Source organism: Xylophilus sp. ASV27 (genome assembly GCF_016428875.1).
In the GTDB taxonomy this organism is placed as follows: domain Bacteria; phylum Pseudomonadota; class Gammaproteobacteria; order Burkholderiales; family Burkholderiaceae_C; genus Xylophilus.
Genome location: NZ_JAELTO010000117.1, coordinates 1 through 13,282, shown reverse-complemented (window position 1 = coordinate 13,282; position 13,282 = coordinate 1). Strand labels below are relative to the sequence as shown.

The 13,282-nt window shown below is 69.3% G+C and carries 11 protein-coding genes; 2 read left to right on the top strand and 9 right to left on the bottom strand.

Annotated features, from left to right (window positions below; genetic code table 11):
- Window positions 1-169 precede the first annotated feature (169 nt).
- The 3 genes from glxR to gcl are packed head-to-tail and all read right to left on the bottom strand — an operon-like array spanning window position 170 to window position 3,683.
- Window positions 170-1,078 carry a 2-hydroxy-3-oxopropionate reductase gene (gene glxR, locus JHD63_RS19100; RefSeq protein WP_198972394.1) on the bottom strand — a complete coding sequence of 303 codons (909 nt, stop codon included), beginning with the start codon at window positions 1,076-1,078 and terminating at the stop codon, window positions 170-172.
- Between the two features lie 20 nt (window positions 1,079-1,098).
- Window positions 1,099-1,878 carry a hydroxypyruvate isomerase gene (gene hyi, locus JHD63_RS19095; protein ID WP_198972393.1) on the bottom strand — a complete coding sequence of 260 codons (780 nt, stop codon included), beginning with the start codon at window positions 1,876-1,878 and terminating at the stop codon, window positions 1,099-1,101.
- A gap of 11 nt (window positions 1,879-1,889) precedes the next feature.
- Window positions 1,890-3,683, bottom strand: coding sequence for a glyoxylate carboligase (gene gcl / locus JHD63_RS19090; RefSeq protein ID WP_198972392.1), 1,794 nt, complete (start codon window positions 3,681-3,683; stop codon window positions 1,890-1,892).
- A gap of 111 nt (window positions 3,684-3,794) precedes the next feature.
- Between gcl and JHD63_RS19085 the strand changes: the two genes are divergently transcribed.
- On the top strand, window positions 3,795-4,709 hold the full coding sequence (locus JHD63_RS19085) for a LysR family transcriptional regulator (protein WP_198972391.1): 915 nt from the start codon (window positions 3,795-3,797) through the stop codon (window positions 4,707-4,709).
- Between the two features lie 9 nt (window positions 4,710-4,718).
- Here the strand turns inward: JHD63_RS19085 and JHD63_RS19080 are convergent, their stop codons facing one another.
- From JHD63_RS19080 to JHD63_RS19055, 6 genes are all read right to left on the bottom strand, one after another.
- Complete coding sequence (locus JHD63_RS19080) at window positions 4,719-6,191, bottom strand: nucleobase:cation symporter-2 family protein (protein ID WP_198972390.1); 1,473 nt, start codon at window positions 6,189-6,191, stop codon at window positions 4,719-4,721.
- A 188-nt stretch (window positions 6,192-6,379) separates the two neighbouring features.
- Complete coding sequence (locus JHD63_RS19075; protein ID WP_198972389.1) at window positions 6,380-6,991, bottom strand: LysE family translocator; 612 nt, start codon at window positions 6,989-6,991, stop codon at window positions 6,380-6,382.
- 62 nt (window positions 6,992-7,053) lie between these two features.
- Window positions 7,054-7,845 carry an AraC family transcriptional regulator gene (locus tag JHD63_RS19070; RefSeq protein WP_198972388.1) on the bottom strand — a complete coding sequence of 264 codons (792 nt, stop codon included), beginning with the start codon at window positions 7,843-7,845 and terminating at the stop codon, window positions 7,054-7,056.
- Between the two features lie 17 nt (window positions 7,846-7,862).
- Window positions 7,863-8,363: a signal peptidase II gene (gene lspA, locus JHD63_RS19065; protein WP_198972387.1), complete on the bottom strand. Its 501-nt coding sequence runs from the start codon at window positions 8,361-8,363 to the stop codon at window positions 7,863-7,865.
- On the bottom strand, window positions 8,363-11,197 hold the full coding sequence (gene ileS / locus JHD63_RS19060) for an isoleucine--tRNA ligase (protein ID WP_198972386.1): 2,835 nt from the start codon (window positions 11,195-11,197) through the stop codon (window positions 8,363-8,365). Before ileS ends, lspA begins: the two co-directional genes overlap by 1 nt.
- A gap of 131 nt (window positions 11,198-11,328) precedes the next feature.
- Complete coding sequence (locus tag JHD63_RS19055; protein WP_198972385.1) at window positions 11,329-12,366, bottom strand: bifunctional riboflavin kinase/FAD synthetase; 1,038 nt, start codon at window positions 12,364-12,366, stop codon at window positions 11,329-11,331.
- A gap of 238 nt (window positions 12,367-12,604) precedes the next feature.
- Here JHD63_RS19055 and JHD63_RS19050 point away from each other — a divergent pair, with 238 nt between their 5' ends.
- Window positions 12,605-13,162, top strand: coding sequence for an HNH endonuclease (locus tag JHD63_RS19050; protein ID WP_198972384.1), 558 nt, complete (start codon window positions 12,605-12,607; stop codon window positions 13,160-13,162).
- Window positions 13,163-13,282: the final 120 nt, after the last annotated feature.

Here is a 13,282-nt window from a genome sequence, read left to right as displayed (position 1 = left end):
CTCGGTGAAGCTCGGGCTGCAGGCCAAGCGCAAGCGCGCTGGCTGGAGCCTGCCCTATCTGGAGCACCTCATGGGCATGGGAGCGGCTCTGGGGATGGGGGGCTCTGGTTAGATGCGATTGCCCTGAAGTCCTGGGCTTGTTGCTATTAAATAAATAGCAATCGTCTTTTCAGGCATCCGGCATCACGCCGTGCTGCGCCATGGACTCCAGCGCGCGCACCAGGGCCGAATGGTCGGCTTGGCCATGGCCCAGGGCGGCGCAGGACTGCATCAGTTGCGCCGCGCCCGCGGTCTGCGGCAGCGCCACGTCCAGGGCGCGCGCGCCCTGCAGCGCCAGGTTCAGGTCCTTCTGGTGCAGGGCGATGCGAAAGCCCGGCGCGAAGCTGCGCTTGATCATGCGTTCGCCGTGCACCTCCAGGACGCGCGAGGCCGCGAAGCCGCCCATGAGCGCCTGGCGGATGCGCGCCGGGTCGGCGCCGGCCTTGGAGGCGAACACCAGGGCCTCGCCCACGGCCGCGATGTTGAGCGCCACGATGATCTGGTTGGCCACCTTGCAGGTCTGGCCGTCGCCGTTGCCGCCGACCAGGGTGATGTTCTTGCCCATCAGCTCGAACAGCGGCTTGATGCGCTCGAACACCTCCGGCTCGCCGCCCACCATGATGGTCAGGCTGGCGGCCTTGGCGCCGACCTCGCCGCCGGACACCGGCGCGTCGAGGTAGTCGGCGCCGAGCTTGCGGATGCGCGCGGCGAAGTCCTTGGTGGCGATCGGGTCGATGGAGCTCATGTCCACCACCGTCTTGCCCTGGCTGCCCTTGAGGCCGGCGGCCACGCCCTGCTCGCCGAACAGCACGGCCTGCACGTCGGGCGTGTCGGGCACCATGATGAAGACCACGTCGGCGCGCTCGGCCACGCCCTGGGCCGTGGTGCAGACGGTGGCGCCGTCGTCGGCCAGCGCCTGCGGCAGCTTGCTGCGCGTGTGCACGAACAGCTTGTGGCCGGCACGGAGCAGGTGCGCGGCCATCGGCGCGCCCATGATGCCCAGGCCGATGAAGCCGAGCTTGAGTCTGGTGGGGGTCATGTGGTGAGGTCTTTCCGTCTTCAGTGGGTCAAGGGGTCCATCCAGCCCAGGCCGTGGTGGGTGTTGCCGGCGGGCTTGTACTCGCAGCCGATCCAGCCCTGGTAGCCCAGCGCGTCGATGTGCTTGAACAGCCAGCGGTAGTTGATCTCGCCGGTGCCGGGCTCGTGGCGCCCCGGGTTGTCGGCCAACTGGATGTGGCCGATGCGCGGCAGGTGGCGTTGCAGCGTGTTGCCGAGTTCGCCTTCCATGCGCTGCGCGTGGTAGATGTCGTACTGCAGGAACAGGTTGTCCGAGCCGACCTCGTCCATGATCTCCAGCGCCTGCGCGCTGCGCGTGAGGAAGAAGCCCGGGATGTCGTGGCTGTTGACCGGCTCCACCAGCAGGCGGATGCGGGCCTTGCCGAGCACGGTGGCGGCAAAGCGCAGGTTGGCCACCAGCGTGGCGCGCGCCTGCTCGCCGCTCACGCCGGTCGGCACCTTGCCGGCCAGGCAGTTGAGCTGCGGGCAGTCGAGCGCGTGGGCGTAGCCGATGGCGCGCTCCACGCCCGCGCGGAACTCGTCCACGCGGCCGGGGTGGCAGGCGATGCCGCGCTCGCCGGCCTCCCAGTCGCCGGCGGGCAGGTTGTGCAGCACCTGCCGCAGGCCGTTGTGGCGCAGGGTCGAGGCCAGTTGCTCCGGGCTGTGGGCATAGGGGAACAGGTATTCCACCGCGTCGAAGCCGGCGCTGCGGGCCTCGGCGAAACGGTCCATGAAGGGCACCTCGGTGAAGAGCATGCTGAGGTTGGCGGCGAACTTGGGCATGGGGTCGTTTCCTAGTCGAGCATGGAGGCCAGCGTGGCGGTGGGCGCGTCGGCGCGGCTTTCTGCCAGCGGCTCGAACTCGTTGATCTTGTCGATCTCGGTGCCCATGGCGATGTTGGTCACGCGCTCGAGGATCACCTCGATCACCACCGGCACCTGGAACTCCTGCATCCAGGCGCGGGCCTGGGCGATGGCCGGCGCCAGCTCGTCGGGGCGCTGCACGCGCAGCGCCTTGCAGCCCAGTCCTTCGACCACCTTGACGTGGTCCACGCCGTAGCCGCGCAGTTCCTGCTCGTCACCGGGCGTGTTGATGTTGTCGAAGGCCAGTTGCACGCAGTAGTCCATGTCGAAGCCGCGCTGGGCCTGGCGGATCAGGCCCAGGTAGGCGTTGTTGACCACCATGTGGATGTAGGGCAGCTTGAACTGCGCGCCCACGGCCAGTTCCTCGATCATGAACTGGAAGTCGTAGTCGCCCGACAGCGCCACGATCTCGCGCGCCGGGTCGGCCGCGCGCACGCCCAGGGCGGCCGGCACGGTCCAGCCCAGCGGGCCGGCCTGGCCGCAGTTGATCCAGTTGCGCGGCCGGTAGACGTGCAGGAACTGCGCGGCCGCGATCTGCGACAGGCCGATGGTGCTCACGTAGCAGGTGTCGCGGCCGAAGGCGTTGTTCATGCACTGGTAGACGCGCTGCGGCTTCATCGGCACCTGGTCGAAATGCGTCTTGCGCAGCAGCGTGCCCTTGCGCTCCTGGCATGCGGCGACCCAGGCGCCGCGGTCCTTGAGCGCGCCGGCGGCGCGGCGCTCGCGCGCGGCCTGCACGAAGAGTTCGAGCGCGGCCTTGGCGTCGGAGACGATGCCGTAGTCCGGCGCGAACACGCGGCCGATCTGCGTCGGCTCGATGTCCACGTGCACGAAAGTGCGGCCCAGCGTGTAGACCTCGACCGAGCCGGTGTGCCGGTTGGCCCAGCGGTTGCCGATGCCCAGCACGAAGTCGCTCGCCAGCATCGTGGCGTTGCCGTAGCGGTGGCTGGTCTGCAGGCCGCACATGCCGGCCATCAGCGGATGGTCGTCGGCGATGCTGCCCCAGCCCATCAGCGTGGGGATCACCGGCACGCCGGTCAGCTCGGCGAATTCCACCAGCAGGTCCGAGGCATTGGCGTTGATGATGCCGCCGCCGGCCACGATCAGCGGGCGCTCGGCGGCCTGCAGCATGTCCAGCGCCTTGTCGATCTGGGCGCGCGTGGCCGCGGGCTTGTAGACCGGCAGCGGCGAGTAGGTGTCGGGGTCGAACTCGATCTCGGCCATCTGCACGTCGAACGGCAGGTCGATCAGCACCGGGCCGGGCCGGCCCGAGCGCATCAGGTGGAAGGCCTGCTGGAACACGCGCGGCACCAGGGCCGGCTCGCGCACCGTGACCGACCACTTGGTGACCGGCTTGGAGATCGACTCGATGTCCACCGCCTGGAAGTCCTCCTTGTACAGCCGCGCGCGCGGCGCCTGTCCGGTGATGCAGAGGATGGGAATGGAGTCGGCCCAGGCCGAGTACAGGCCGGTGATCATGTCGGTGCCCGCCGGCCCCGAGGTGCCGATGCACACGCCGATGTTGCCGGCCGCGGCGCGGGTGTAGCCCTCGGCCATGTGCGAGGCGCCCTCGACATGGCGCGCCAGGATGTGGCCTATGCTGCCCTGCCGGCGCAGCGCGGCGTACAGCGGGTTGATGGCGGCGCCGGGCACGCCGAACGCCTGCGTGACGCCTTCCTTCTCCATTACGTGGACGGCGGCCTGGATCGCGGTCATTCTCGTCATGTGTCTGACTCCTGTGGGGTGGTGTCAGCACTGTAGGAACCGCGGGCCGATTGAAGAAGACGGCCCGGCCCCATAACATCTATTCCATTCAAGAATGGCCGGAGACAAGGCATGGACCGACTGCAGGCGATGGAGATGTTCGTGCGCGTGGCCGAGACCGGCAGCTTTTCCAAAGCGGCCAAGGAGTTCGCCACCACCCAGCCCACGGTGACCAAGCAGGTCGCGGCGATCGAGGCGCGGCTGAAGGTGCGCCTGCTCAACCGCAACACGCGCGGCGTGAGCCTGACCGAGCCGGGCGCGCTGTACTACGAGAAATGCCGCAACATCGTGCGCGAGGCCGAAGAGGCCGAGCGCGTGGTGCGCGGGCGCCAGTCGCAGGCCCAGGGCCTGCTGCGCGTGGGCACCTCGGTGGCATTCGGGCGGCGCGTGCTGGTGCCGCTGGCGTTGGAATTCATGGCGCTGCACCCGCAGGTGCAACTGGACCTGAGCTTCGAGGACCGCTACACCGACCTGGTGGCGCAGGGCATCGACCTGGCGGTGCGCATGGGCAAGCTGGCCGACTCCACGCTGGGCGCGCGCTTTCTCGGCATGAACCCCTGGCTCATGGTGGCCGCGCCGCGCTACCTGAAGAAGCACGGCACCCCGCGCCGCGCCCAGGACCTGGCCGGCCATGCCGCGCTGATCTACAGCAGCGTGCTGGGCGACGACGTCTGGCGGCTCGCCGCGCCCGGGGGCGAGGCGCTCACGGTGCCGGTGGCGGGCCGGCTGCGCTCCAACAACCTGTCGGCCGTGCTGGCGGCCGCGCGCAACGGCCTGGGCATTGCGGCAATGCCGCGCTACGTGGCCGGCGACTCGCTGGCCGCCGGGCAGGTGGTGGAAGTGCTGCGCGGCCACACGCTGCCCGAGCAGGAGATCCACGCCGTGTTCCCCTCGCCCAAGCTGGTGCCGGCCAAGGTGCAGGCCTTCATCGCCTTCCTGCAGGGCCGCTTCGGGCCGCGCTGGTGGGAGACGCTGCCCAAGGCATGAGAGGCCCGCTCAATGCGCCTCGGCCTGGCGCGCGGCCTCGATGGTGGCTGCCTGGTCTTCCCGGGCGCCGTTGAAGAACAGGTTGAGCAGCACCGCGCTGATCGACGCCAGCAGAATGCCCGACTCGATCACCGGGTGGATCGCATGCGGCATCCATTGCTTGAAGTTGGGGGCGATCAGCGGAATCATGCCGATGCCGATCGAGATCGCCACCACCAGCGCGTTGTGGCGGTTGGTCTTGAAGTCCACCCCGCCCAGGATGCGGATGCCGGTGGCCGCCACCATGCCGAACATCACCAGGCCCGCGCCGCCCAGCACCACCGTGGGCAGCGACTCGACCAGCGCCGCCATCTTGGGCAGCAGGCCCAGCACGATCAGGATCGCGCCGCCGGCCACGCAGACGTAGCGGCTGCGCACGCCGGTCACCGCCACCAGCCCGACGTTCTGCGAGAAGCTGGTGTAGGGGAAGGTGTTGAAGATGCCGCCGATCAGCGTGCCCAGCCCGTCGGTGCGCAGGCCGCGCGCGAGGTCGGCCTGGTCCACCTTGCGCCCGGTCATTTCGCCCAGGGCGAGGAACATGCCGGTGGACTCGATCATCACCACCACCATGATCAGCGACATGGTGAGGATCAGCACCGGGTCGAAGCGCGGCATGCCGAAGTGGAACGGCAGCACGATGTCCACCCACGCGGCCTGCCCGACCTTGTCGAAATGCATCAGGCCCAGGGCGGCGGCGACCACGGCGCCGAGCACGATGCCCAGCAGCACCGAGATGTTGGCAATGAAGCCGCGCGCGTACTTGGCGATCAGCAGGATGGCCACCAGCACCAGCGCGGCGATGCCCACGCCGGTGAGGTCGGCGTACCGGGGGTTGGGCACCGTGGGCAGCAGCGCCAGGCCCTTGGGCGGCGGCAGCGCCGAGCCCGGCGCGCTCGCGTCGGCCAGCCATTTGAGGTAGGCCGGATCGACGACGCTGGGCGCGGTCGGCCCCACCGGATTGCCGAAGATCCAGTTGATGCCGATGCGCATCAGGCTGATGCCGATCACCGCGATGATGGTGCCGGTCACCACCGGCGGGAAGAAGCGCAGCAGCCGGCTGATCATGGGCGCGATCAGGATCGAGATCACGCCCGCGCCGATGATCGAGCCGAAGATCAGCTGCGCGCCCTCGGCGCCGGGGCTGACGTTGGCCATGGTCACCATCGGCGCGACCGAGGCGAAGGTCACGCCCATCATCACCGGCAGCTTGATGCCGAACCACTGCGTGGCCCCCAGCGCCTGGATCAGCGTCACGATGCCGCAGCAGAACAGGTCGGCCGAGATCAGCATGGACACGTGCTCCGGGCTGAGCTTGAGCGCGCGCCCGACGATCAGCGGCACCGCCACCGCGCCGGCATACATCACCAGCACGTGCTGAAGGCCCAGCGCCGCCAGCTTGCCGGTGGGCAGCCGCTCGTCAACGGGGTGGACGGAAGAGGACATGGGGGCTCCTGGTTTGTGTACGTTCCTGTGCACGGAACTGTATACACTTTAGAAGGCGGCGCGTATAGCGGGAAACCCGGTTGTGGGGATCGGGCGCGCACCATCCTGCCCAGCGGCTTTTCTGATGAAAATGGGTTGCAGCCCAGGTGCATCCTGGGCTATTAGCTATTAAATTAATAGCGTTGGCGCTAGCGCTGCACCAGCGCCAGCTTGACCGCCATTGTGACGAAGGCCGCCGCGAACCCCCGGCGCATCCAGGCGAGAACACCCGGGCGCGCCAGCACCCGGTCGCGGACCACGGCGGCGAAGATGCCGTAGGCCGCGAACACGGCGAACGTCATCGCCATGAAGGCGAAGGACAGTTGCAGCATGCGCAGCGCGGGCCGTGCCTGCCCGTGCTCGACGAATTGCGGCAGGAATGCGAAGAAGAAGATCGACAGCTTGGGGTTGAGCAGGTTGACCAGCATCGCCTGCGCGATCACCTGCCGCCCGGAACGCTCGGGCCCGCCGCTCTCGATCTGCAGCGCACCCTGCTGCCGCAGGGCCTGCCACGCCATGTACAGCAGGTAGGCGACACCGGCGTAGCGGATCGCCTCGAACGCGGCGGGGCTGGCGTGCAGCAGCGCTGCCAGGCCGGTGATCGCCGCCAGCATGTGGGGCAGGATGCCGAGCGTGCAGCCCAGGGCGGCGACGACGGAGGCGCGCGCCCCGCGCGACAGGCCCGCGGCCACGGTGACCAGCGCACCGGTCCCCGGCGATGCAATGACGATCAGGGAGGTGATCAGGAATTCGAGGTTCATGGTGCCCCGATCCTCATCGCGGCCCGCCCGGCCGTCTTGAATGAAATTGCGGGCGGCGGAGTTCAGCGTCGGGCGTAGGCGCCCGGCGCCATGCCGAAGCTGCGCATGAACAGCCGCGTCATGTGGCTCTGGTCGGCAAAGCCGCTGTCGGCCGCCGCGTCGGCCAGCCGCATGCCGCCGCCGATCAGGCGCCGCGCGCGGTGGATGCGCCGCTGCATCAGGTAGGCGTGGGGCGTGAGGCCGGTCGCGCGGGCAAAGCCGCGCAGGAACTGGTAGCGGCTCAAGCCGGCCTGCCGCGCGAGCTCGGCCAGCGTCAGGCCGGCGGCGGGATCGTCGTCGATCAGGGCGCGCGCCGCCGCGATCCCCGCCGGCACCGCGCGCGGCGCGCGCTGCCGCGCCTGCAGCACGGCGCCCAGGCAGCGCAGTAGCGCCTCTTCCGCTGCGAAGGCATCGCCGCTGCCGGCCATGGCGCGGAACAGCCTGCCGAACAGCGCGGCCACGCGCCGGTCGCGCAGCGCGGGCTGGGTGAATTCGACCGCCGGCGCGGCGCCGTCCGCAATGTCGGCGGCCAGGCCGGCCACGATGGCGGGGTCGAGGTAGAGCATGCGCCAGGCGCGTCCGCCATCGCCGATCGGCGCGCCGTCGTGCACCTCGCCGGGGTTGACGGTGATGACGTCGCCGGCCTGCGCCTCGACGAGGCCGCGCCCGCTGGCCGACTTCTGCGCGCCGCGCCCGATCAGGCCCAGGCCGAACTGCTCATGGGTATGGCGGCCGAAGACGCGCGCCGTATCCGCTTCCACGGCCTCGATGCCGGGCATGCGGCAGGGCAGCAGGCGCAAGGGCCGGGTCTCCATGACGGTTGCGGGCGGGGCTACTTCTTCCGCAGCCGCAGCAGCTCGTCCAGGATCAGGCAGACCGCGCCGACGGTGATCGCCGAGTCGGCCAGGTTGAAGGCCGGGAAGTGCCAGCCGGCCCAGTGGAAGTCCAGGAAGTCGACCACGTAGCCGTGCATCAGCCGGTCCACCACGTTGCCCACCGCGCCGCCCAGGATGCAGGCCAGCGCGAACGAGAACAGGCGCTGCCCGGCGTGCGCGCGCAGCATCCAGACGATGAGCACCGCCGCTCCCACGCCGATGCCGGTGAACAGCCAGCGCTGCCAGCCCGAGGCGGCCGCGAGGAACGAGAAGGCCGCGCCGGTGTTGTGGGCGCGCACGATGTTGAAGAAACCGGTGATGGTGGTGTAGTCGCCGAGCCGGTAGTGTTCGAGGATCAGGGTCTTGGTGACCTGGTCGGCCACGACCAGCACCAGGGCCAGCGCCAGCCAGGGCAGGGCGGCGATGGACCGGGCCGCGCCTTCGGGGCGCGGCGCCATCAGGCAGCCCTCCGCGTTTCGCCGGCGCCGTACAGGTTGCGGGTGCAGCGGCCGCAGAGCGTGGGATGGGCCGCGTCCTGGCCGACGTCGGCACGGTAGTGCCAGCAGCGCTCGCATTTGGCGTCTGAACTGCTTGCAGCCTTGATGCTTAGCGGGCTTTCAGCTATTAAATTAATAGCTGATGTGATGAAGACGAACTTCAGGTCGTCGCCCAGGCTCTGCAGCAGCGCCAGGTCTTGCGGCGGCGCGCCCACGGTGAGCACGGCCTGCAGCGATGCGCCGACCTGGCCGGCGCTGCGCAGGGCCTCGATCTCCTTGTTGGCCGCGTCGCGGATCTCGCGGATGCGGCCCCACTTGGCCAGCAGCGCGGCATCGGGCGCGCCGAGGTCCATGTAGGTTTCCATGAAGATCGATTCCGAGCGGCCGACCAGCTTCCAAGCCTCTTCTGCGGTGAAGCTGAGGAACGGCGCCATCCAGCGCAGCATGGCCTGGGTGATCTTCCACAGCGCGGTCTGGGCGCTGCGCCGCGCCAGCGACTTCGGCGCCGTGGTGTAGAGCCGGTCCTTCAGGATGTCGAGGTAGAAGCCGCCCAGGTCCTCCGAGCAGTAGAGCTGCAGCTTGGCGACCACCGGGTGGAATTCGTAGACCTCGTAGTGCGCCAGGATCTCTTCCTGGAACTGCGCGGCGCGGGCCAGCGCGTAGCGGTCGATCTCCAGCAGCTCGGCGTCGGCCACGGCATCGGCCGCCGGGTCGAAGTCGCTGGTGTTGGCCAGCATGAAGCGCAGCGTATTGCGGATGCGGCGGTAGGCGTCCACCACGCGCGCGAGGATCTTGTCGTCGCCCGCGATGTCGCCGGAGTAGTCGCTGGCGGCGACCCACAGGCGGATGATCTCGGCGCCGAGCTTCTCGCTGGTCTTCTGCGGATCGACGCCGTTGCCGAGCGACTTGCTCATCTTGCGGCCCTGGCTGTCGACCGTGAAGCCGTGCGTCAGCAGGCCCTTGTAGGGCGCGCGGTCGTACATGGCGCAGGCGGTCAGCAGCGAGCTGTGGAACCAGCCGCGGTGCTGGTCGTGCCCTTCCAGGTACAGGTCGGCCGGCCAGGCCGACTGCGCCGCGTGGCTGTTGCGCAGCACGGTGTAGTGCGTGGTGCCGGAGTCGAACCACACGTCCAGGATGTCGTTGCTCTTGCTGTAGTGCTCGGCCTCGGCGCCCAGGATCTCCTCGGCCGTGGCCTTGCTCCAGGCCTCGATGCCGCCTTGCTCGACCATGCGCGCGGCCAGGTCCATCAGTTCCATGGTGCGCGGGTGCAGCTCGCCGGTGGCCTTGTGCAGGAAGAAGGGCAGCGGCACGCCCCAGCTGCGCTGGCGCGAGATGCACCAGTCGGGCCGGCCGGCGATCATGTCGCGCAGCCGCACCCGGCCGTTCTCGGGGTAGAAGCCGGTCTGCTCGATGGCCTCCAGCGCCAGCTGGCGCAGGGTCTTGGCGGCCTTGTCCTTGGTGAACACGCCTTCGCCCTCGTCCATGCGCACGAACCACTGCGCCGCGGCGCGGTAGATCACCGGCGTCTTGTGGCGCCAGCAGTGCGGGTAGCTGTGGCTGATGGTCTCGGTGGCGAACACGCGGCCGGCCTCGCGCAGCGTGTCGATGATGAGCGGCGCGGCCTTCCAGATGAACTGGCCGCCGAACAGCGGCAACTCGTCCACGTAGACGCCGTTGGCCTGCACCGGGTTCAGGATGTCGTCATGCCCCATGCCGTGCGCGACGCAGGAGTTGAAGTCGTCCACGCCATAGGCCGGCGAAGAATGCACGATACCCGTGCCATCTTCGGCCGTGGCGTAGTCGGCCAGGTACACCGGCGACAGGCGGCGGTAACTGTACTGCCCGGTGCCGGGGTCGGCCACGCCGTGCAGCGGGTGCTTGAACTGCAGGCCGGCCAGCTTCTCGCCCAGCGCGGTGGCCAGCACCGTGCCTTCGAGCTGGTAGCGCGCCAGCGCCTTCTCGACCAGGGCCGAGGCCAGCACCAGCAGGCCGCGCGGCGTGTCGACCAGCGCGTACTCCAGCGCCGGGTTCAGGTTCAGCGCCTGGTTGGCCGGCAGGGTCCAGGCGGTGGTGGTCCAGATCACGATGAAGGCGGGCTTGGCCAGCGTCGCCAGGCCGAAGGTGGCGGCGAGCTTTTCGGGCTCGGCGGCCTCGAAGCCGACGTCCACGGTCTGCGACTTCTTGTCGGCATATTCGATCTCGAACTCGGCCAGCGAGCTGCGGCAGTCGAAGCACCAGTACACCGGCTTCAGGCCGCGGTAGACGAAGCCGCGCTCCATGATGCGTTTCAGGGCGCGGATCTCGTCGGCCTCGTTGCCGGGGTTCATGGTGAGGTAGGGGTTGTCCCACTCGCCCAGCACGCCCAGGCGCTGGAAGTCCTTCTTCTGCAGCGCGATCTGCTCGGTGGCGTAGGCGCGGCTCTTGGCCTGCACCTCGTCGCGGCTCAGGTTGCGGCCGAAGGTCTTCTCGATCTGGTTCTCGATCGGCAGGCCGTGGCAGTCCCAGCCCGGCACGTAGACCGCGTCCATGCCCTTCAACTGGCGCGCCTTGACGATCATGTCCTTCAGGATCTTGTTGACCGCATGGCCCATGTGGATCTGGCCGTTGGCATAGGGCGGGCCGTCGTGCAGCACGAAGCGCGGCGCATTGCAGCGCGCGTCGCGCAGCTTCTTGTAGATGCCCTTGTCCTCCCACTCCCGGACCCAGCCCGGCTCGCGCTTGGGCAGGTCGCCGCGCATCGGGAAGGGCGTGTCGGGCAGGTTGAGGGTGCTGCGGTAGTCGGGGGCTTCGGACATGGAGGAGGTTCGTCGAGGTGGTCGACAGGCTCAGCCCGAACGGGGGTGGTGATCGGTACGGAAATCGAGCCGTCCGCCCCGAGCCTGTCGAAGGGCGGCAGCACAGCGCCGCAGCCGGCGCGGGCAGGGCTTCAAATTCGGTCGCGGGAGGTCTGGCGGTGCGTCTGCCCGTGCAGCGAGGCGAAGTAGGCGCGCGCGTCGTCGCGGTCCTTGGCGATGCCCGCGGTCAGGGCATCGAGGCTGGTGTAGCGCAATTCGTCGTGCAGTTTGTGCAGCAGTTCCACGCGTATGATTTTACCGTACGCCCCTTCGTCGCCCAGCCCGGGCGGCCAGTCCAGGCAATGGGTTTCCAGCAGCACCCGGCCGCCGTTGACGTCCGCCGGGTCCAGCGACGGGCGCACGCCCATGTTGGCCACGCCCTGCAGCGGCGCGTCTCCCAGGCCGTGCACCAGCACCGCGAAGATGCCGGCCGCCGCCGGCTTCCAGTGCGAGAAGCGCAGGTTCAGCGTGCGGAAGCCGTCGCCGCGCCCGGGCGCCGTGGCGCCGAGCGCGCGGCCGAGCTTGCGGCCGTGCACCACGTGCCCGCTCAGGCTGTAGGGCCGGCCGAGCAGTTGCGCGGCGCGCTCCATCTGCCCGCCCGAGAGCGCCTCGCGCACCGCCGAGCTGGAGACGCGCAGGCCGCGCACCTCGTAGCTCATCATGCGCGCGACGTCGAAGCCCGCGGCGCCGCCGGCCGCGTCCAGCATGGCGTAGTCGCCCGCGCGCCGGGCCCCGAAGCGGAAGTCGTCGCCCACCAGCACGTAGCGCGCGCCCAGGCCGCGCGCCAGCACCTCGTCGATGAAGCCCTGCGCCGGCTGCGCGGCCACGCGGGCGTCGAAGCGCAGGATCACCACCTGGTCGATGCCGCAGGCCTCCAGCTCGCCCAGCTTGTCGCGCAGCGTGCTGATGCGCGCCGGCGCCAGGCTGGCCTTGCCGTGCGCGGCGGCAAAGTAGTCGCGCGGATGCGGCTCGAAGGTCAGCACGCAGCTCGGCACGCCGCGGTGGCGCGCCTCGCTCTTCAACAGCGCCAGCATGGCCTGGTGGCCCCGGTGCACGCCGTCGAAATTGCCCACGGTGAGCGCGCAGGCGGGCGCCACGCCGGGATGGTGGAAGCCGCGAAAAACCTTCATGGTCGATATCTTTTTGATAGCAGGACGCCCAGGTACGGCACGCCATTGGCACGGAAATGTCATGAACAGGGTATATTGTGACCCAGGGCCGCGCGGCCGCCGGGCCAAGTCCGGCAGGCCGCGGGCCCCGACGGATTGCCGCCTGGCAAGCGGCGTCCGGGTGCGAGACATCTGCAACGTGTGCCGGCGAACAGTCTTCTTTGGGTGGTGCGGCCGGCGCCTTTCTGGGAGCTGTGTCGTGAAGGTCTTGAAGCTGTCGGCCCAAGGGCTGCCGCAATCCTGGATCAGCCTGGAGCAGGCCGTGATCCACTATGCCGCCGGCGAAGTGCGCTGGGAGTCGGGGCGGCGCATCGCCGTGTTCCGCGGCGGCACCAATGCGCAGACCGGCGAGCAGTCGCAGATTGCGATCAACAGCATCATCGGCACGCGCGGCGTACCCAACATCAACCCGTTCCAGCTGCGCCCCGGCCTCACCAATGCCAAGCTGTTCCAGCGCGACCGCAACGTCTGCGCCTATTGCGGCAACCACTTCCACGAAGAGGCGCTGACGCGCGAGCACATCATCCCGTTCGCCCAGAAGGGCGTGGACACCTGGATGAACGTGGTCACCGCCTGCCGTCCCTGCAACCACCGCAAGAGCCACCGCACGCCCGAGCAGGCCCGCATGCCGCTGCTCTATGCGCCCTACGTGCCCAGCCTGTGGGAGGACTTCATCCTGCGCAACCGCCGCATCCTGGCCGACCAGATGGAGTTCCTGATGGCGCACGTGCCCAAGTCCTCGCGGCTGCTGGCCTAAGGCAACGCTGAACAAGTCCCTCGCGTGTCGCGCATCCCTGCTGTGGGCGGTCTGCGGCGTTGCAAATCCTCGCCATAGCTGCGGCTATGGCTGCGGTTTGCGCCTTGCATCCCATCCCAC

Bases quoted from the DNA above. Each gene is read 5' to 3' on its own strand.
- JHD63_RS19080 (WP_198972390.1), bottom strand. From the start codon at position 6,191: ATGTCCTCTTCCGTCCACCCCGTTGACGAGCGGCTGCCCACCGGCAAG.
- JHD63_RS19055 (WP_198972385.1), bottom strand. From the start codon at position 12,366: ATGAAGGTTTTTCGCGGCTTCCACCATCCCGGCGTGGCGCCCGCCTGC.
- JHD63_RS19070 (WP_198972388.1), bottom strand. From the start codon at position 7,845: ATGGAGACCCGGCCCTTGCGCCTGCTGCCCTGCCGCATGCCCGGCATC.
- glxR (WP_198972394.1), bottom strand. From the start codon at position 1,078: ATGACCCCCACCAGACTCAAGCTCGGCTTCATCGGCCTGGGCATCATG.
- lspA (WP_198972387.1), bottom strand. From the start codon at position 8,363: ATGGCGCCGCGCCCCGAAGGCGCGGCCCGGTCCATCGCCGCCCTGCCC.
- JHD63_RS19085 (WP_198972391.1), top strand. From the start codon at position 3,795: ATGGACCGACTGCAGGCGATGGAGATGTTCGTGCGCGTGGCCGAGACC.
- JHD63_RS19075 (WP_198972389.1), bottom strand. From the start codon at position 6,991: ATGAACCTCGAATTCCTGATCACCTCCCTGATCGTCATTGCATCGCCG.
- gcl (WP_198972392.1), bottom strand. From the start codon at position 3,683: ATGACGAGAATGACCGCGATCCAGGCCGCCGTCCACGTAATGGAGAAG.
- ileS (WP_198972386.1), bottom strand. From the start codon at position 11,197: ATGTCCGAAGCCCCCGACTACCGCAGCACCCTCAACCTGCCCGACACG.
- hyi (WP_198972393.1), bottom strand. From the start codon at position 1,878: ATGCCCAAGTTCGCCGCCAACCTCAGCATGCTCTTCACCGAGGTGCCC.